Origin of the sequence: Aeromonas enteropelogenes (genome assembly GCF_020097295.1) — a bacterium.
Classification (GTDB): Bacteria; Pseudomonadota; Gammaproteobacteria; order Enterobacterales; family Aeromonadaceae; genus Aeromonas; species Aeromonas enteropelogenes.
This window is the reverse complement of record NZ_CP083625.1, coordinates 1699669-1718255: the sequence shown is the minus strand read 5'-3', so window position 1 is coordinate 1718255 and position 18587 is coordinate 1699669. Positions and strand designations below refer to the sequence as shown.

The following is an 18587-nucleotide window of genomic DNA, read 5'->3' as shown; positions in this document are numbered from 1 at the left end:
ACTTTATTTTCTGACGATGAAACGCGATGCCCAGAGTGAAATCCAGCCGTAGCAACCCCAATAAACGCCCAGCCCAGCAAGGAAAATCGGGCTTTGTAAGAATCATCAGCGGCCAGTGGCGTGGCCGTAAATTGCCGGTCAGGGATGTAGAAGGGCTCAGGCCCACCACGGATCGCGTCAAGGAGACCATCTTCAACTGGCTGGCCCCCCACATCCGCGGTACCCGCTGCCTCGATCTGTTCGCCGGCAGCGGCGGTCTGGGTCTGGAAGCGCTGTCGCGCTATGCCGAACAGGTCACCCTGATAGAGATGGACAGGGGCGCCGCCGAGCAGCTCAGACAGAACCTGACCACCCTCGGCAGCAACCAGGGCCAGGTGATCCAGGCCGATGCGGTGAACTGGCTGCAAGGCCCGGCCACCCCGTTCGATCTGGTGTTCCTCGACCCCCCCTTTCGCCGCGAACTGCTGCCCCAGGTGTGCGATCTGCTGGAGCAGCGAGGTTGGCTGACTCCGGATGCTCTCATCTATCTGGAGCGGGAGAAGGAGATGGCAGATCTTCCTCTGCCTGCCAGCTGGCAATTACTCAAGGACAAACAGGCCGGTCAGGTCTGCTATCAACTCTATGTGCGGGAGGTAAACGATGAAGCGGATATTTAATCTGTTGGCGATGGGGCTCATTCTGTTCTTCTGGTTCGGCGTAGTGATGAGCCTGATCCTGCCCCTGCCAGGCAAACTGAACGGCTTTTTGCCGGTCTGTGGCGTGATCGTCGCCCTGCTGCACTGGGTGCAAGCCAGCATGATCAAGGCAGCCTGCAAACGCTACTTTGAGGTGACCCGCGGCGAGTTCATCGGTGTGCTCATCTTCGGCGTCTTTGGCATGGTAGACATTCGCCAGCGCCTGCAAGGGATCGTTGAAGCAGCCCAACGCGCAAACAATCCGGACAAACAATAAAAGAAAAGGGGACGGCGGTGGCCGTCCCCTAGAGTCATGTCGTCCTGTCCCTAGAACTGCAATGCTCCCTGCAATCCCTGACGTTATCCTAATCCCTTGGAATATCCCCTTTCCAATCCATTGGCGTGTCCAGCAGCCTTCCTGGCTTGGCAATTCATCCTGAACCGCTTCACTGTCTCCATCCTGGAGGTGTCCATTACCACGTCCTGTGGGGGTCCTTGCGTCTTCCTGACCGATAACCATCCGGGTTATCTCGCTTCGTCCTGAAGCGTCCTTCTCGCATCCCGCGAGGTCCTGTTCATCCTGAAGAACGATATCCGGTTCGTTCTGCTCTCGTCCCGAGAGTGTCCTGCCGCATCCCGCGGTGTTCCCTGTTCATCCATGACGATAATCATCCTGACTATCGTGCTCATCCTGAGGTGTCCTTGCCCACATCCTGTGGACTATTCCATCTTTATTCGCTGCTCTATTCGCTGCTCTGCATCCTGCCGAACCAGCTTCGTCCTTGTGAGACCCATACTAAGGCAATGGACTCTCCGAGCAAGGGCCATCCGTGGAGAAATATCCGCTGCCATATAGATGACAAAAAACAACCTTAAAAACTATTCCTTTAAAAACAATCAATTAGTTAGTTTCATTAGAAAGGTCACCTTTTCTGGCATGGCTTCGCGTACGGCTTAAAGCGCTAGCGTCGCACATACCCTATGGCAGATCTCTTACATGCTTTCCTCGCCCCGAAACGGCCCGCGAAAACGGTTCAATCCAGCGAATAAAGCTTAAAAATTTGTTGAATAAATATGCTCAAAAAAGAGACAAAAAAAGAGTCGAGACCAGGCTCGACTCTTTGTGATGCTATCCGTTTGCTGTTATCAGCCTTGTACCATCAACTCACCCGGTTGGACGGGTTGAGGTAGGCCTTGCGCAAGGATTCCGGCGCCAGCACTTCCAGCTCGCCACCAATGTTGTTCAGCCAGCTGCGAAACTCGGGGGTATCCTGCACCTCGGTCTCGACCACCACACTGCGCTTGTCATAACGCGTCATGCGGGGGTTGTTGCCGGGGATCTGGTTGTCCACCAGCGACTGGCTGTTGGCATCGATGCGGCCAACAAAGCGGATCGGACCGCTCACATCCTGATAGCCCTGATCGCGGATCAGCTTCTGGATATTGAAATCCTTCGGCTGGGTCGCGCTGAAATTGGTCAGCTCCACGCTCTTGATGTGATCGAACGGGATGCCATACACCTTGGGATCCAGCTCGGACAGAGTGCAGAGCAAAACCGGTCCTTCCGGCTGGTTGAGGATCCCGAGCGGATTGATGCGGTCATAACAGAGCCACACGGTTCGCTCTTTGATCACCCGCTGGATCTCGGCACTGAACTTGCGGCCACGCCACAGAGCGTCGCGGATCAGGGTGCTGCGGCGGATCTCCGGGTTGCCGGCAAACGGACGCGGCGACTGATGCACGCTCTCGAGCCAGCGCTCGGCCAGTTCGCTCTGGCTGTCGCGGATCACCTGGCTGGCCTTGTCGACCAGCGGGTTCAGTTCGGTCAGCACGCTCGCCGGCAACAGTTGGCTCGCCTGATCACTCCAGGTTTTCAGGGCCACCGCCAGGGAGAGCGGCATGATATTGGCAAAATCGTTAAGCCCGTGGCGCTCGAAGCACCAGCCATGGGGCTTGCTGCGCTCGTCCGAGGTGAGGTCGAACAGTCCCATGCCGGACATCTCTTCCAGGTCCCGTTGCACGGTACGCAGACTGACATGAATGCCTTCCTCTTCCAGTTTTACCTGGAGTTGGCTGGCGGTCAGCTTGTAAGGGCGGTGCGGGATGCAACGCGCCAAGGTCAGTTGTCGTAACAGCTTCTTACTCATGGTGCATGCCTTCACTGGGTTAGTGTTGACTGAATGCTAGTCGTGACCTGCGACAGTCTATGACGCAAGTTTTGCCGAGACAACTGTCTCCATTTTCATACAGTCAGACTTATCAACATGATTTATAAGAAAAAAACAAACCAGAAAGGTGGCAATTGAGGCTTTTTTGATAATAAAAAAGATAAATTTGACATGTCACAAACAAGGTCGCAGGAAGGATAAAAGAGAGAAATTATCGATTTTTAAAGCAGATTACATGGAGAGGAGGCCTGCCTCCCCTCCATTTCTCCGATCAAAACAGCCAGGACCAGGGAGACTTGGTGATGGCGGCACCGACCATATAACCAAATACCGCCAGGGCGGCGACACCGGCCACCAGCTTCTGGCCCTGCGCCGGCCGTTTGAGCGCCATGACACCGAGCCCGATGTAGACCACCAGCGCCACCAGCTTGGCCATCAGCCAGGGCTGCTGGCCCGGGCTCATCTGCAGGGCAACCGCCAGCAACACCCCGAACAGCAGCAGAAAGGTGTCGTTGATATGGGGCAGCACCTTGAGCCACTTCTGTTGCAGCCGCGCACTGCCCGCCAGGGCCAGGCCCCAGCGGTAGAGGAACAGCAGCAGGCTGACCAGCGCCAGCGTCATATGCAGGTGTTTGAGCATGGGGTAATAGGCAATCATCTTGCTTCCTTGTCGTCGTTGGGTAGCCCGCTGTTCCAGTTGTGGGCATGGATGCGCTCCTGCCCCTCCTCGTCGTCTTGCAACAGATCGGAGAGGATCTCCCGGTATTGCAGGCTCTTGTTGATATAGGTGTGTTCATCGTCCAGGTAGTTCACCTGCTCCCGCAGCAACCAGTTGTCATGCTGCTTGAAGGTCTGCCCCGCCCGCCAGGCCTGGTTGGCCCGAAAGCCGAGCTGGGTAAGAGCTTCCACCCCCAGATCCACCGCAGATCCCAGAGTTTCCCGATAGACGCTGTCGACCCCGTGGCGCAGGATCTCGTGGGCATGGGGACGATCCTGGGCACGAGCGAGGATCTTGAGGTGCGGGAAGTGTTTCCTGGCCATCTCGATCACCGCCAGCGAGGTGGCGGTATCGTTGATGGAGAGCACCAGCAGCTTCGCCTTGTGGGCGCCGGCGGCATGGAGCAAATCGATCCGGCTGGCGTCGCCATAGAAGACCTGATAGCCATATTTTCGCAGCATCTCGATCTGGCTGGCATCCTGCTCGAGGATGGTGGTGCCTATGCCGTGACCGTGCAGCAGGCGCCCCACTATCTGGCCGAAGCGACCGAAGCCCGCGATGATCACCGGGTGCTCCACCAGCTCGGGCTGCTCGTGTTGCGGCACATCCCCTTGGTTGCGATAGTCGAACCAGGGCTGGATCACCCGATCATTGAGGATCAACAGCAGCGGAGTCAGTGCCATGGAGAGCGCCACCACCAGGGTCAGCAATGAGATGGTGTCACCGGGCAGTACCCTGTTCTGGGCCGCGAACGAAAACAGCACGAAGGCAAATTCCCCGCCCTGGGCCAGTGCCAGCGCGAAGGTCCAGCGCTGACCCGGCGAGATGCGGATGGCGAAGCCAAGGGTCATCAGCACCAGCCATTTGAGCACCATCAGCCCGATCACCAGGGTCGGGATCAGGAAGGGGTGTTCGGCAAACAGACCGAAGTCGATCCCCGCTCCCACCGACATGAAGAAGAGGCCAAGCAGCAAGCCTTTGAAGGGCTCAATATCCGCCTCCAGCTCGTGGCGATATTCGCTGTCCGCCAATACTACGCCGGCGAGGAAGGAGCCCAGCGCAGGCGAAAGCCCCACCGACTCCATCAGCACGGCGATGGCGATCACCAGCAACAGGGCCGCGGCGACGAAGATCTCCCGCATATGGGACTGGGCGATGGCGCGAAATACCGGCCGCATCAGGTAGTGGCCACCCAGCACTATGCCGGAGATAGCGGCCACTACCAGCAGGCCATGCTGCCAACCGGCCAGCTCGGTGCCACCGTTGCTGGCTACGGGCGCGATAGCCAGCAGCGGCAAAATCGCCAGGATGGGAATGACGGCGATATCCTGGAACAGCAATACGGCAAAAGCGGAGCGGCCGCTCTCGCTCTGCATCAGTTTTCGCTCCTGCAGGCTCTGCAGCACGATGGCGGTGGAAGAGAGCGCCAGTATGAGACCAATAGCCAGCCCCTGCTGCAGCGGCAGACCGATAAGATAAGCCACGCCGGTCAGGGCGCCGGTGGTGAGCAGTACCTGCAGGCCACCGGTGCCAAGGATCGGCCCCTTCAGCTGCCACAAGAGGGCCGGGCGCAGCTCCAGCCCGACCAGAAACAACATCAGCACTACGCCGAACTCGGCGAAGTGCATCACGTCTTTTTGCTCACCCACCAACCCAAGCAGGAAGGGGCCTATGATGATCCCCGCCAGCAGGTAGCCGAGCACGGATCCCAGCCCCCAGCGCTTGGCCAGCGGCACGGCGATCACCGCCGCCGAGAGATAGATAAAGGCATCAAACAGCAAGCCTTGTCCCATCAGCAAATCCTCCACGCGATGGCAGATCCCAGAGAGGGCATGCCGGGGCAACGACCGGATCGAATTCGTGTCATGAGAGCTCCTCCAGCAGATCCCGCAGATAGGGCCGCCCGGCCAGCTGCTCCGGGGTCAGCAGCTCATCGCGCAGGGCGCACAGGAGTTGACGATAATCCTGGCCGCAGCGGCGCAACGCCTCCTGATCCCGGATCTTGTGAAAAGAGTGGAGCACGAAGGGGGGCAGCCAGTGCATGCCGCACAGGGTGGCGGTCTGCTGGAAGGGCAGCAGGAAATCGAGCAGCGGACGGCTGTTGTAGCCCTCGCTGCAGTAGGATTCGGGGGCACCACCCGTGGTGATGGCGCTGAGCCACTGCTTGCCCTTGAGGGCGTGAGCCTCGGGGCCATAGGCGTAGCCATACTCCAGCACCAGATCCATCCACTCCTTCATGATGGCCGGGCAGGAGTACCAGTAGAAGGGGTGCTGGAAAACGATAATGTCGTGCTCCGACAGCAGTGCCTGCTCCCGTTTCACATTGATGAACATGTCGGGATAGTGGTGATAGAGGTCGTGCAGGGTCACGCCATCCAGACCGTCGATGGCCTGCAGCAACTGCTTGTTGGCCCTGGAACTTTGCAGGGCCGGATGTGAAAAAATGACCAGAATGCGTTTCATGACAAGCCCACCGGGACAGAAGCCTCACTGCGCATGGCGCGATCGATAAAAAGGGGCGCGACGACAAGGTGCATCCTGAAGATGCATGGGAAAGCGACCTTATCAGGAAGCGCCATACCCTGCCAACTCGGGGATCAGTTCACGCATCGCCGGGTTCAGGGTCTGGTGGGCAGGATAACAGAGCCCAATCCGGCGAAACATCCGCGGCCCATTCACCGGCAGGGTCTGCAACCCGGGTTCATCCTCCACCAGGCCATCGGGCAGAAAACTGATCCCCACCCCCGCCAGCACCAACGACATCACCAGCCCCTTGCTTTCGGCCTTGGCCACCAGATTGAGGGTGAGCCGGTCACAGGCCAGCAGGCCTATGGTCTGCTGATGGGCCTCGCAGGGAGGGCACTCAATAAAATCATGGTGTTGCAGCTCTGTCAGCTCGATGCGCGGACGGCTGGCCAGCGGGTGGCCGGTGGGTACGCACAGTACATAATCCTCTTCCCACAGCGGCAGGAAGATCTCGTCTTCCCGGCGCAGGGCATCCAGGGTCAGACGACAATCGGCAGGGCTATCCTGGTCGGAGAGGGTGAGATCCAGCTCCGGCAATACCCCCTGCACCCGCTGCAGCAGAGCCGCCACCCGGCGCCGGCTCAGATCCGGCATGATGGCAATATTGAGTCTCGCCCGCGTCGCTTTCTGGCGAAACAGCTCGGGCAGACGGCGCGCCTCCTCCACCAGCTTGACCGCGTGGGGATAGAGATAGTGGGCAGGCTCCTTCGCCTCCACCCCCTTCTTGCCCCGGATAAAGAGGCTGTCACCGAGCACCTCTTCCAGCTGGCGCAGCCCCGCCGAGAGGGAGGGCTGGCTGACGTGGCAACGCTCCGCCGCCGCCGTAATGTTCTTCTCTTCATAGATGGCGATGAAGAAACGCAGCAATCTCAAATCCAGCATAGGCCCAACCATAGTTTTTTCAGATGATAACCAGCGGAAAACAATATTTATCACTGATGGATGCGGAGACTATAGTGACTCCACTGCGTGCTGGCCAGCCGTCTGTTTGCCCAAACCGACCATCGAATCAGAAGGAAACATCATGTCCAAGTCCCTCGTCGTGATCACCGGTGCCTCCGCCGGGATCGGTGCCGCCATCGCCCGCGCCTTCTCCGCCACCGGCCACCCGCTACTGCTGCTGGCCCGCCGGGTCGAGCCCATGCAAGCCCTGGGCTTGCCCGATACGCTCTGCATCGGCGTCGACGTCACAGATACAAACGCCATGAAGGCGGCCATTCAGCAGGCCGAGGCACAATTCGGTCCGGTTGGCTGCCTGGTCAACAACGCCGGTGTCATGTTGCTGGGCCAGGCCGACGTGCAGGCTCCCGCCGAATGGCAGCAGATGCTCAACATCAACGTGATGGGTGTGCTGAACGGCATCCATGGGGTGCTGGCCGGGATGAAGGCACGCCGCAGCGGCACCATTATCAACATCAGCTCTATCGCCGGTCGCAAGACCTTCCCGAACCATGCCGCCTACTGTGCCACCAAGTTCGCGGTTCACGCCCTGACCGAGAACATCCGGGAAGAGGTGGCCGATCTGGGGGTACGGATGGTGACTATCGCCCCGGGAGCGGTGGAGACCGAGCTGCTCAGCCACACCACGGACGAGAGCATCAAGGCCGGTTACCACGACTGGAAAGAGCAGATGGGCGGCGTGATCGCACCCGAGGTGATCGCCGAGGCTGTGCTCTATGCCTGGAACCAGCCTGCCAACGTCTGCGTGCGTGAAATCGTGCTGGCGGCAACTCGTCAGCAACCTTAATCCAGCCTGACCGGAACGGCGGGGAGGGCTTGACCCTCCCCCCTGGCACAGGGTTACCATAACGCCCCAATTTCGTCAGAGTCGTTCCATGGTTCTCACTCGTTGCCAACTCGCTCATGCCCGTCGCTGGCTCCCCCTGTGGAGTCTGGTGCTGGTATTGATGTCGTTTGGCAGCCGGGCCGCGACCAACCTCTGTACCCTGAGCAGCCACTGCAGCCAGAGCGAGCGCACCCTGGAGAAAGCCATGCCGTGCGGCAGCTTTACCTCGGCGCTCTCCATGACGGTGCTCGGCAACGACAGCCTGACAGTGGCCATGCTGGAACCCGATACCCCGGATTTCCTCCCCCCTTCCCTGTTCATGCCGGACGCTCCGGCGGAACGGCTGGAGCGCCCTCCCCGCACCCGGACTTGAGTCAAAATCCCCGTTTTTGGGCATGTTTTATTCAATCTGAGGTGAGTTATGTACAAATCCCTGCTGCTGGCCCTGCTGGCCGGCACCGTCAGCTTTTCCGCTCTCGCGGCCGAGAAGATGACCGTCTACAAATCCAAATATTGCGGCTGCTGCCAGGCCTGGAACAAGCACATGGAAGAGAATGGCTTCGAACTCGAAGTCATCGAAACCGAACAGCTTGAACCGGTCAAACAGAAATACGGCATCGCCCCGCAACTGGCCTCCTGCCACACCGGGGTGGTCAACGGCTATGTGATCGAGGGACACGTGCCCGCCGCCGATGTGAAGAAGCTGCTCAAAGAGAAGCCGGCGATCCGCGGCCTGACCATTCCGGGTATGCCACAGAGCGCCCCCGGTATGGACATTCCGGGCCAACCCTACCAGGTGCTGAGCATCAGCAACGAGGGCACGACCAAGGTCTGGTCGAGCTATCCCGGCTGACGAATACTGGCCATGAACCGGCACTCCCCCATCATGTGAGGCACACCTGAGCGGACCCTTGTCGCTCATGGCCAGAGAAGAGGCCGCTATCGCGAGATAGCGGCCTTTTTTGATGGTTTTTCCTGCGATAACAAGGGACTGCTTGCAACCACCGGCGACAAGGGGCAGATTGTTGGCCAGTTCAAGGAGCCGATACGCCGGTTCGCCGGTTCGCCAACCCTGTTAACGCGCAAAGGATGCGACATGTTCCCCTTTTCTCGAGGGATTCTGCTGCTAGCCTGTCTGACAGCCGTTCCCTGTTCCTATGCCAACCAAGAGTCTGCCATGCCGAGAAGCGAAATCCCTGTCCAACCCCCCGTTGCCGCCAAACACCCGCATACGCTGAAGAAACACGGGGATACCCGGGTCGACAACTACTACTGGCTGCGCGATGACGATCGTCAGGATCCCGAGGTGCTGGCCTACCTCAAGGCCGAAAATGCCTACACCGAGGCCATGCTCAAGCCGACCAAGGCGCTGCGTGAAACCCTCTACAAGGAGATGGTGGCCCGTATTCCCCAGCAGGACGAGTCCGTCCCCTACGTGAAGAACGGCTACCGCTACCAGACCCGTTACGAGCCGGGCAAGGAGTACGGCATCTATTCGCGCACCAAGCTGGGAGAGCAGGGGTCCAAGCTGCTGCTCGACAGCAACCAGCGGGCCGAAGGACACGAATTTTACGCCCTTGGGGCGCTGGAAGTGAGCCGCAACAACCGCTGGCTGGCGGTGGCGGAGGATTACCTCTCCCGCCGCCAGTACCGAATCCAGTTCCTCGATCTGGAGAGCGGCAAGTGGGCCGCAGATACCCTGGAGAACACCTCGGGCAACCTGGTGTGGGCCAACGACAGCAAGACGGTGTTCTACGTGCGCAAGCACCCCAAGACCCTGCTGCCCTATCAGGTCTATCGCCACACCCTGGGCACGGATCCGGCCAAGGATCAGCTGGTCTATGAGGAGAAGGACGACACCTTCTACGTCAGCCTCTACGCCACTACCTCAGAAGACTTCATCGTCATCAATCTCTCCAGCACCACTACCGGCGAGGCGCGCCTCATCGACGCCAACGCGCCGGAGCAGGCACCCCGTCTGTTCCTGCCGCGCAAGGTAGATCACGAATACACCCTGGATCACTACCGTGGCCACTTCTATGTGCGCTCCAACAAGGACGGCAAGAACTTCGGCCTGTACGAGACCAAAGAGAGCCCGGTCGAGCGCTGGAAGCCGGTGATCGCCCCCAATCCCGACGTGCTGCTGGAGAGCTACGCCCTGTTCCGGGACTGGCTGGTGGTGGAAGAGCGCAACCAGGGGCTGACCCGGCTGCGCCAGATCCACTGGCAGAGCGGCGAGCAGAAAGAGATCGCCTTTGACGACCCCGCCTACGTCACCTGGCTCGCCTACAACCCGGAGCCGGAGACCAGTGCCCTGCGCTATGGCTACTCCTCCATGACCACGCCCTCATCCACCTATGAGCTCGACATGGCCAGCGGCAAGCGCACCCTGCTCAAGCAGCAGCCGGTGACGGGCTTCAAGGCGGAGCAGTACGCCAGTGAGCGACTCTGGGTGACCGCCCGGGACGGCGTGGCCGTGCCGGTCTCGCTGGTCTATCGCAAGGACAAGTTCAAGAAAAACGGCCACAACCCGCTGCTGGTCTATGGCTACGGCTCCTATGGCGCCAGCATGGATCCTGACTTCAGCAGTTCCCGCCTGAGCCTGCTGGATCGGGGTTTCGTCTACGCCATCGCCCACATCCGTGGCGGTGAGGAGCTAGGCCGCCACTGGTACGAAGATGGCAAGCTGTTGAAAAAACAGAATACCTTCAACGACTTCATCGACGTCACCGAGTCACTGGTAGCGCAGGGCTATGGCGCAAAAGATCAGGTCTATGCCATGGGCGGCAGCGCCGGCGGCCTGCTGATGGGGGCCGTCATCAATCAGGCGCCCCAGCTCTATCGGGGCGTAGTAGCCCAGGTGCCGTTCGTCGACGTGGTCACCACCATGCTGGACGAGTCCATCCCCCTCACCACTGGCGAATACGACGAGTGGGGCAACCCGAATCAGAAGCGCTACTACGACTACATGAAGTCCTACAGCCCCTACGATCAGGTCAAGGCCCAGGCCTACCCCAATCTGCTGGTCACCACCGGGCTGCATGACTCCCAGGTGCAGTATTGGGAGCCTGCCAAGTGGGTGGCCAAGCTGCGGGAGCTGAAGACGGATGATAACAAGTTGTTGCTGAATACCGACATGGATGCCGGCCACGGCGGCAAGTCCGGCCGCTTCAAGGCCTATGAGGATATCGCCCTGGAGTACGCCTTTATTCTGGACCTGGCCAACCCTGCCCCCTGAGTCCATTTCACGGTAGCCCTTGCCACGCAAGGGCTACAAAAGAATCCAGGCTCTCTTTTTCTCTCTTCCATTTCGCGTCGACACCCCTTAATCTGCAACAGGGAAATGAATGATCGCGGTCATGTTTCTCGAGATTTAACTCCGTTAGTTTGCCATTTAGTTTGATTTATGTTGGCAAAATGTGCTTAATCGGAGTGCTTACAACTTTTTATCCGGCCTGCTATTGGCCAAACACCCCCGGTGGCAGGACGCCACAACAGTCACCGCAGGACGCGATGACCGCAGGCAAGGGCACCCAGGATCCCGCCCATGTCATGCAGCACACATGAAGCAATGGCAAACCCGGCGCAGAACGGGCTTACCATCAATTTACCCGCGGATCGGGTAAACCAAATCCAAGAAAAAGGGAGAAAAAATGAAAGGATTATCCTTGGCGTGCGCACTGTCGGCTGCTCTGGTCGGCGTATCATTTGGTGGTCCGGTACAGGCGCAGGAGCGCTTCGTGACCATCGGCACCGGCGGTCAAACCGGCGTCTATTATGTGGCAGGCCAGTCTATCTGCCGCTTCCTTAATCGTGGTTCCACCGAGCATGAGATCAAGTGCAACGCCCCGGCCAGCGGCGGCGGTGTCGCCAACGTCAACGGCATTCGCAGCGGCGAATTCAACTTCGGCATCATGCAGTCCGACCACCAGTACAAGGCGATGAAAGGGCTGCCCCCGTTCCAGGCCGAAGGTGCCATGGACGACATCCGTGCCGTCTTCTCCCTGCAGAGCGAAGTGTTCACCATCCTGGCCCGCAAGGACGCCAAGATCGCCGGCTTCGACGATCTGAAAGGCAAGCGCGTCAACATCGGCAACCCGGGCTCCGGCCAGCGTGACACCATGGAAGAGATCATGGCGGTCAAGGGCTGGAAGAAGAGCGACTTCGGTCTGGTCTCCGAGCTGAAACCCGCCGAGCAGGCTTCCGCACTGGGTGACAACAACATCGACGCCATGAGCTACTTCGTCGGTCACCCGAACGGTGCCATCCAGGAAGCCTCCACCACCACGGATGCGGTACTGGTACCGGTCACCGGCGCTGACATCGACAAGCTGCTGGCCGAGAAGAGCTACTACACCAAGGCCGAGATCCCGGGTGGCCTCTACAAGGGCAGCGACAAGCCGACCCCGTCCATCGGTGGCAAGGCTGTACTCTCCACCAGCGCCAAAACCGATCCGGAAGTGGTCTACCAGCTGGTCAAATCCGTGTTTGACAACCTGGACCGCTTCAAGCGCCTGCACCCGGCCTTCGCCGACCTGAAGGAAGCCGACATGATCAAGGTGGGGCTCTCCGCTCCGCTGCATGAAGGCGCTGCTCGCTACTACAAAGAGCGCGGCTGGCTCTGATTGAAGGCCCCAGGGCCTTTGTCACTCCTTCGACACCCGTTGGCTGCGCGGTTTGCGGCGGCGGGTGTCGTTTTTGTTGTACTCGATGGCACAAGTTGACCCTATGCAAGACAAACAACTCTCTACCGAGGAACTGATCGCCCAGGATGTAGGCGCCCGCCTGCCGCTGGGAGCCATGGGCTGGCTCATTACCGCCCTGGCACTGGCCTGGTCCCTGTTCCAGCTCTGGATCGCCTCGCCGCTCCCCTTCATTTTCGGGGTTGGCGTACTCAATGACACCGAAACGCGCGCCATTCATCTCACCTTCGCCCTGTTGCTGGCCTATCTGGTGTTTCCCGCGTTTCGCTCCTCCCCGCGGGATCGAGTCCCCCTCAGCGATATCGCGCTGGGGCTGATCGCCGCCGGTGCCGCATCCTATCTGTTCGTGATGTACGAGGCGCTGGCCCAGCGTCCCGGCAACCTGACCACCTCGGATCTGGTCACCGCCTGCATCGGCATTCCCCTGCTGCTGGAAGCGGCACGCCGCGCTCTCGGCCCGGCTCTGGCGGTGATCGCCATCGTCTTCCTGGTCTACAGCCTGGCCGGCCCCTGGATGCCGGGTCTGCTGGCACACCGTGGGGTCAGCTTTACCGCGCTGGCCAATCACCAGTGGATCACCACCGAAGGGGTGTTCGGCATCGCCCTCGGGGTCTCCACCAGCTTCGTGTTCCTGTTCGTACTGTTCGGCGCCCTGCTCGAGCGGGCCGGTGCCGGTCACTACTTCATCCAGCTCGCCTTCAGCCTGCTCGGCCACCTGCGTGGCGGCCCGGCCAAGGCGGCGGTAGTCGCCTCCGGCCTCACCGGCCTCATCTCCGGATCCTCCATCGCCAACGTGGTCACCACAGGCACCTTCACCATCCCCATGATGAAGAAGGTGGGTTTCAGCTCGGAGAAAGCCGGGGCGGTGGAAGTGGCCTCCTCGGTCAACGGCCAGATTATGCCGCCCGTAATGGGCGCTGCGGCCTTCCTGATGGTGGAGTACGTCGGCATTCCCTATGTGGATATCATCAAGCACGCCTTCCTGCCGGCGGCCATCTCCTACATCGCCCTGCTCTACATCGTCCATCTGGAAGCGCTCAAGCTCGGCATGCAACCCATCGGTGGCCATCAGCCCAAGCCCTGGCTGCGTCGCCTGACCGGCTTTGCCTTCGGCGCCGCCCTCATCAGCGGGCTGTCGATGGCGGTCTACTACGGTCTGGGCTGGCTCAAGCCGGCCTTGGGCGACTATGCCCTGCCGGGGATCTCCCTGCTGCTGGCCGCCACCTATGTGGGCCTGCTGAAGATCGCCGCCAGCAATGAACCGCTGGCAGCCGAAGATCCCGGCAAGCCGCTCACCGAGCTGCCCGACACCCGCACCGTGCTGCTCTCCGGCCTGCACTTCCTGTTGCCGGTGGTGGTACTGGTATGGTGTCTGATGATCGAGCGCCTCTCCCCCGGCCTGTCCGCCTTCTGGGGCACCGTCATGCTGGTCATCATCCTGCTGACCCAGCGTCCGCTGCTCAACTGGCTGCGCACCGACGGCAAACATGACTACGGCACCGTACGCGACGGCGTCATCGACCTGCGCGAAGGTCTGGTGGCCGGTGCCCGCAACATGATCGGCATCGGTATCGCCACTGCCACTGCCGGCATCATAGTCGGTGCAGTCTCCCAGACCGGGGTTGGCCTGGTGCTGGCCGATCTGGTGGAGATGCTCTCCATGGGCAATCTGCTGCTGATGCTGCTGCTGACCGCCCTGCTGAGCCTGATCCTCGGCATGGGGCTGCCCACCACCGCCAACTACATTGTGGTCTCCAGCCTGCTGGCGCCCGTGGTGGTCACCCTGGGGCAGCAGAACGGCCTCATTGTGCCGCTCATCGCCGTGCACCTGTTCGTGTTCTATTTCGGCATCATGGCGGACGTGACCCCGCCGGTGGGGTTGGCTTCGTTCGCCGCGGCCGCCGTCTCCAAGGGTGATCCCATCAAGACCGGTATCACGGCGTTCTACTACAGCCTGCGTACCGCTGCACTGCCGTTCCTGTTCATCTTCAACACGGATCTGCTGCTGATCGACGTGGATTTTGCCCACGGGGTGATGATCTTCATCGTAGCCACCATCGCCATGCTGATCTTCGCCGCCGCGACCCAGGGCTACTTCCTGGTGAAGAGCCGCTGGTACGAGAGCGTGTTGTTGCTGCTGGTCGCCTTTACCCTGTTCCGCCCCGGCTTCTGGATGGACATGGTGCACGATCCCTATCGCGAGACGCCACCCGCCCAGCTGGCCCAGACTATGGGTGAACTGGAGGTGGAGAGCACCTTGCGGCTGCGGGTCCAAGGGGAAGATGCGGTGGGCAAACCCCGCAAGTTCACCCTGCTTGTTGCCGTGCCCGATGGTGCCAACGGTGAAGAGCGTCTGGCCAATCTGGGCCTGAGCCTCTATGAACAGGATGGCAAGACCCTGATCGACAACGTGGCCTTCGGCAGCCCTGCCGCCGGCATGGGGCTGGAGTTTGACCAGGAGATCCTGGCCGTCAAGGCTCCGACCGATCGCTGGCGCAAGGAGCTGATGTGGCTCCCGGGTTTCCTGCTGTTCGGCGTCATTGTCTGGCTGCAACGCCGACGCCTGGTACCACAGCCTGCTTGATCCCTGACAGGGCCGCGTGATGCGGCCCTGTTTTTTTGTCCGGCATAGACCATGGCGGCGAAGGTGGCTCAAAAGGAAAAACGGCCCCAAAAAAAGTGGGGTGACATTTCCATGTCACCCCCTCGCAAATAGCATGTTCCATATTGGAGTCCGGCCACGCCGGATGCCTTACCCCACTTCCCCAGAGTCCGCTACCCATCCGAAGTCAGTGTCGATTGCAGCGATGCAGTCGACCGGTCACCCTTTGTTGCCTTCATCCACACGGCAGACGGGCCGCCGTGTTTGTCCTTGCAAATGAAATATTACGCAGACAAATAAAATAAAAAAACGTTTTTATGCCCTGCAGTTCCCGTGTTGATACAAAAAACCGCCTTCACATTAACAATAATTCATTTAAAAACAGCAAGATAAGGAAATGAATAGCTATTCACCCGCACGGAGGATAAGCAAAGGCGTACAAGGCTTTGCGAGATCTCGCACAAAAAACACCCGCCTCACAGCCAGCGCTTCAGGGGCAACCAGTCACTGAGTCGGGCCACCAGTCGCCGGGGCCAGCCATCGATTTTGCGGGGTGCGCTACTGGCCTGCTCCTGCCAGTGCATCAGCCACGACCTCAGCTGCTCGCACAGAGTCGGGCAACACAGGTGCAGCATCAGCTCGGTGTTGAGAAACAGCGAGCGGGGATCGAGGTTAAGGCTGCCAAACAGGGCCCGCTCCCGCCCCAGCAGGATCAGCTTGGCATGCAGGCTGTGGCTGTCATCGCCAAACTCGTGCACCTGGATCCCCTGGCGCAGCAGCCAGCCGTGATAGCGTCGGTAGGCGCCATAGACCAGAGGCACATCCGTGCTGGCCAGGGAGTTGGTGAGGATATCGATGGTCACGCCCCGCTGACGCAACTGCAACAGGCGGCGGCGAAAGCCACGGGTCAGGATGAGGTAAGGGGTCACCAACGACAATGAGTGCGGATTGTCTGCCAGTCGCTGCCACAGCTGGCGGGCCGTGGCAGGTCGCGAGATCAATCCTTTGCCGGGCCGGTCGAACCATACCTCCGCCACGCCGTCGTGCCACTGCAGCGCCAGGGGTTCATCGACAAACAGGCTGGCTGGCAATGAATAGACGGCGGCAACGGCCGGATCCGTCATGGTGAGCAGGAAGTCATTGACCACCCGGATCTCGGCGGGCAGCGGGGGTCGTCGCAACAGGTGGCGAATGGGATGGCTCCAGCGGCTGTGCCAGAACTGGTCAAATCCCTGCGCCATCTCCTGACATAATGCTCCCCGGCAGGCGAGATCCAGATCAACGAAGGGGGGCTGATCGTCGAGATGGAAGTAGCGATCGCCGATGTTGCGACCGCCAATCAGCGCCAGCCTGCCATCCACCAGCAGCAGCTTGTTGTGCATGCGGTGATTGATGCGGCGAAAGCTGAATAGCCCCTCCAGCAGCAGCGCCAGGGGCCGCCAGCCCCGCAACCAGAAGGGGTTGAACAGGCGTACCTCGATCCCCGGCTCGTGGGCTACCATCTCCAGAAAGCGGTTGTCGCCAGCATAGAGATCATCCACCAGCAGCTCGACCCTGACACCGCGCCTGGCGGCATGGAGCAGCTCGCTGAGCAGTAGCTTGCCGCTGCTGTCCTCTTCCCAGCTGTAGTACTGGGCCTGGATCCGCTCGTGGGCAGTGCGGATCCACTGGCAACGCACCTTGAGTGCCAGCAGGGGATCCGCGATCAGGGCGAAGGATCCCGGGATCATGCTGTCATCCTGTTGTCATCGGGGAGTGTCATAACGCTGGCAAGCCTCTCTGAATAGCAAGCAAGGAGCTGCTGATGGAACTGCACGATACCCCGATGGTGCGCTATCTCGACCAGTCAGGCCAGCCAGATGTCGTCCCGACCACCGACCCCGTGCACTGGTTTTTGCAGCACAGGGATGGCGGCTGGCAGCTTCCGGTGACCCTGCCGGCCCAATCCGGCCAGGAGCTCAGGGCTGCACCGCCTCGATTGCGGCAGCCTTGCCTTCAATCTGGAGCAGGCTGAAACGGTAGGCGACATAGTACTTGTAGATGGTCCCCACATAGTTGATCGGCCCCTGCCCCACCTCGTTGGCCACCAGCTGATCCACGTTGCCAAACCAGACATCGGGATCCAGCCCCAGTGAGCGGGCCTTGTTGCGCAATGCCTGCACCCGGTTGGGCCCTGCATTGTAAGCAGCCAGGGCAAACAGGTGACGATTGAGCCGATCCAGACCGGGATCGTTGAAATAGGTGTCGAGGATCAACCGCATATAACGGCAGGCGGCCTCCACGTTGCCCTCCAGACTCGCCAGCCTGGCTCCCGAGATCCCCACTTCCCGCCCGGTGGCAGGCAGCAGCTGCATGATGCCAACCGCCCCTTTTGGGGAGCGCACGTTGGGATTGAGACCAGACTCCTTGTATCCCAGCGCTGCCAGCATCAACCAGTCGATGTCATATTTTTCCGCATATTTTTCAAGCACCTTACGGATCTTTGCCAGTCGCCCCAAGGGATCCGGTGCCAATATGTTGCTCATCCGCTCGCTGTGGGCCAGCAAGCGCCGCAGGGTCAGATCGCTGAACAGGCTGTGCTGGCTGACGCTGGCCAGATAACCGTTGACCGCCTTGAGCAGCTCGGGGCTGTTTTTGCGCAGCGCCCAGGCACTGGTGCCATTGCTGCGCAGGGGCACCAGCTTGTGCGCCTTGAGACCATCGATCATCCCGAGCCAGATCCGCCCCTTGTAGCTGTCAGTCACCGTGAGGGGGATAATCCCGGCCGCCACCATCTCCAGCAAATCGCCATCCTGCAGATATTCGGGCACCGTCTCTATGTAGACGGGGGGCAGTCCCAGTTCGCGAAACAGCCAGTTGAGCTGACGCAGGCTTTCATAGTAACTGGAGCTGGCCCGCACCCAGACCCGTCGGCCGGAGAGCTGGGTGATGCGGTTGAAGGAGGGCAGGCTATGTTGGCTCACCACCCACTCCTCAATGGAAGAGATGAGCGGCCTGGAGAAGCTGACCTGCTCCCTTCGGGTCGGGGTGACCGTCATGGTGGCCGCCACCAGATCGCCACGCCCCTCCGTCAGATAATCCAGCAGCTTGTCCTGCCTGACCGGGATGTAAACCACCTTGAGCTTGACCTTCTCCTTGGCGAGATAGGTCTTGTTCAGCCAGCGCTCGAACCCTTGCAGCTGGTTGACCAGGATGCCGTATTGGGCCCCCTTGTCGAGGAAGTAGAAGCCGCGCTCATAGACCACCAGGGCCCTGAGTTCACGCTTTTGCAGGATACTGTCTAGGTCCCCGGGCTGGGGAAGACGCTGCGGCTTGAGATCGGCCGCCAGCAGAGGAAGACACCATAGAGCCAGCAGGCCCCAGATCCATTGCCGCATGTGTTCGCCTTTTGTTGGCCACTCGCGCCGGTC

Annotated in this window: 15 protein-coding genes; 8 read left to right on the top strand and 7 right to left on the bottom strand. The window is 60.3% G+C overall.

Going from position 1 to position 18587, the window contains the following annotated elements; all coding sequences use genetic code 11:
• The first annotated feature begins 26 nt into the window (after positions 1-26).
• Together rsmD and LA321_RS08095 are read left to right on the top strand one after the other, a co-directional pair.
• Positions 27-656: a 16S rRNA (guanine(966)-N(2))-methyltransferase RsmD gene (rsmD, locus tag LA321_RS08100; protein ID WP_042070267.1), complete on the top strand. Its 630-nt coding sequence runs from the start codon at positions 27-29 to the stop codon at positions 654-656.
• Positions 640-951 carry a DUF1145 domain-containing protein gene (locus LA321_RS08095; RefSeq protein WP_026456657.1) on the top strand — a complete coding sequence of 104 codons (312 nt, stop codon included), beginning with the start codon at positions 640-642 and terminating at the stop codon, positions 949-951. Before rsmD ends, LA321_RS08095 begins: the two co-directional genes overlap by 17 nt.
• 883 nt (positions 952-1834) lie before the next feature.
• Here the strand turns inward: LA321_RS08095 and LA321_RS08090 are convergent.
• The 5 genes from LA321_RS08090 to LA321_RS08070 form a co-directional block, all read right to left on the bottom strand.
• On the bottom strand, positions 1835-2821 hold the full coding sequence (locus LA321_RS08090) for a helix-turn-helix transcriptional regulator (RefSeq protein WP_026456656.1): 987 nt from the start codon (positions 2819-2821) through the stop codon (positions 1835-1837).
• A 292-nt stretch (positions 2822-3113) separates the two neighbouring features.
• A complete protein-coding gene (locus tag LA321_RS08085; RefSeq protein ID WP_042028995.1) occupies positions 3114-3500 on the bottom strand; it encodes a SirB2 family protein in 387 nt (128 codons plus the stop codon).
• Entirely contained in the window at positions 3497-5353 is a 1857-nt protein-coding gene (locus LA321_RS08080) for a monovalent cation:proton antiporter-2 (CPA2) family protein (protein ID WP_042070266.1), read from the bottom strand. The genes LA321_RS08085 and LA321_RS08080 overlap by 4 nt, the downstream gene beginning before the upstream one ends.
• Before the next feature lie 70 nt (positions 5354-5423).
• Positions 5424-6023 carry a glutathione-regulated potassium-efflux system oxidoreductase KefF gene (gene kefF / locus LA321_RS08075; RefSeq protein ID WP_042070264.1) on the bottom strand — a complete coding sequence of 200 codons (600 nt, stop codon included), beginning with the start codon at positions 6021-6023 and terminating at the stop codon, positions 5424-5426.
• 102 nt (positions 6024-6125) lie between these two features.
• Positions 6126-6968 (bottom strand): LysR family transcriptional regulator, encoded by an 843-nt coding sequence (locus LA321_RS08070; RefSeq protein ID WP_042070263.1) that lies wholly within the window; start codon positions 6966-6968, stop codon positions 6126-6128.
• A 142-nt stretch (positions 6969-7110) separates the two neighbouring features.
• Between LA321_RS08070 and LA321_RS08065 the strand changes: the two genes are divergently transcribed.
• The 6 genes from LA321_RS08065 (at position 7111) to LA321_RS08040 (ending at position 15159) form a co-directional block, all read left to right on the top strand.
• Positions 7111-7833 carry an SDR family oxidoreductase gene (locus tag LA321_RS08065; RefSeq protein WP_042070261.1) on the top strand — a complete coding sequence of 241 codons (723 nt, stop codon included), beginning with the start codon at positions 7111-7113 and terminating at the stop codon, positions 7831-7833.
• Positions 7834-7921: 88 nt separating this feature from the next.
• Positions 7922-8245 carry a hypothetical protein gene (locus tag LA321_RS08060; RefSeq protein WP_042070260.1) on the top strand — a complete coding sequence of 108 codons (324 nt, stop codon included), beginning with the start codon at positions 7922-7924 and terminating at the stop codon, positions 8243-8245.
• Between the two features lie 48 nt (positions 8246-8293).
• Entirely contained in the window at positions 8294-8725 is a 432-nt protein-coding gene (locus tag LA321_RS08055) for a DUF411 domain-containing protein (protein ID WP_042070258.1), read from the top strand.
• A 243-nt stretch (positions 8726-8968) separates the two neighbouring features.
• Positions 8969-11110 (top strand): S9 family peptidase, encoded by a 2142-nt coding sequence (locus tag LA321_RS08050; RefSeq protein ID WP_042070257.1) that lies wholly within the window; start codon positions 8969-8971, stop codon positions 11108-11110.
• A 415-nt stretch (positions 11111-11525) separates the two neighbouring features.
• Complete coding sequence (locus LA321_RS08045) at positions 11526-12497, top strand: TAXI family TRAP transporter solute-binding subunit (RefSeq protein ID WP_026457441.1); 972 nt, start codon at positions 11526-11528, stop codon at positions 12495-12497.
• Positions 12498-12600: 103 nt separating this feature from the next.
• Positions 12601-15159 carry a TRAP transporter permease gene (locus LA321_RS08040; RefSeq protein WP_042070256.1) on the top strand — a complete coding sequence of 853 codons (2559 nt, stop codon included), beginning with the start codon at positions 12601-12603 and terminating at the stop codon, positions 15157-15159.
• Between the two features lie 494 nt (positions 15160-15653).
• Here LA321_RS08040 and LA321_RS08035 read toward each other — a convergent pair whose 3' ends face one another.
• Positions 15654-16907, bottom strand: coding sequence for a phospholipase D family protein (locus LA321_RS08035; RefSeq protein WP_042070254.1), 1254 nt, complete (start codon positions 16905-16907; stop codon positions 15654-15656).
• A 228-nt stretch (positions 16908-17135) separates the two neighbouring features.
• The gene (locus tag LA321_RS08030; protein ID WP_042070253.1) at positions 17136-18554 is read right to left on the bottom strand and encodes an MltF family protein; all 1419 of its coding nucleotides are present in this window, start codon (positions 18552-18554) and stop codon (positions 17136-17138) included.
• Positions 18555-18587: the final 33 nt, after the last annotated feature.

Excerpts from the sequence above, each read along its gene's own strand:
- LA321_RS08095 (WP_026456657.1), top strand. The coding sequence starts at position 640 with ATGAAGCGGATATTTAATCTGTTGGCGATGGGGCTCATTCTGTTCTTC.
- LA321_RS08040 (WP_042070256.1), top strand. The coding sequence starts at position 12,601 with ATGCAAGACAAACAACTCTCTACCGAGGAACTGATCGCCCAGGATGTA.
- LA321_RS08080 (WP_042070266.1), bottom strand. The coding sequence starts at position 5,353 with ATGGGACAAGGCTTGCTGTTTGATGCCTTTATCTATCTCTCGGCGGCG.
- LA321_RS08050 (WP_042070257.1), top strand. The coding sequence starts at position 8,969 with ATGTTCCCCTTTTCTCGAGGGATTCTGCTGCTAGCCTGTCTGACAGCC.
- LA321_RS08035 (WP_042070254.1), bottom strand. The coding sequence starts at position 16,907 with ATGATCCCGGGATCCTTCGCCCTGATCGCGGATCCCCTGCTGGCACTC.
- LA321_RS08085 (WP_042028995.1), bottom strand. The coding sequence starts at position 3,500 with ATGATTGCCTATTACCCCATGCTCAAACACCTGCATATGACGCTGGCG.
- LA321_RS08030 (WP_042070253.1), bottom strand. The coding sequence starts at position 18,554 with ATGCGGCAATGGATCTGGGGCCTGCTGGCTCTATGGTGTCTTCCTCTG.
- kefF (WP_042070264.1), bottom strand. The coding sequence starts at position 6,023 with ATGAAACGCATTCTGGTCATTTTTTCACATCCGGCCCTGCAAAGTTCC.
- LA321_RS08090 (WP_026456656.1), bottom strand. The coding sequence starts at position 2,821 with ATGAGTAAGAAGCTGTTACGACAACTGACCTTGGCGCGTTGCATCCCG.
- LA321_RS08045 (WP_026457441.1), top strand. The coding sequence starts at position 11,526 with ATGAAAGGATTATCCTTGGCGTGCGCACTGTCGGCTGCTCTGGTCGGC.
- LA321_RS08060 (WP_042070260.1), top strand. The coding sequence starts at position 7,922 with ATGGTTCTCACTCGTTGCCAACTCGCTCATGCCCGTCGCTGGCTCCCC.
- rsmD (WP_042070267.1), top strand. The coding sequence starts at position 27 with ATGCCCAGAGTGAAATCCAGCCGTAGCAACCCCAATAAACGCCCAGCC.
- LA321_RS08065 (WP_042070261.1), top strand. The coding sequence starts at position 7,111 with ATGTCCAAGTCCCTCGTCGTGATCACCGGTGCCTCCGCCGGGATCGGT.
- LA321_RS08070 (WP_042070263.1), bottom strand. The coding sequence starts at position 6,968 with ATGCTGGATTTGAGATTGCTGCGTTTCTTCATCGCCATCTATGAAGAG.
- LA321_RS08055 (WP_042070258.1), top strand. The coding sequence starts at position 8,294 with ATGTACAAATCCCTGCTGCTGGCCCTGCTGGCCGGCACCGTCAGCTTT.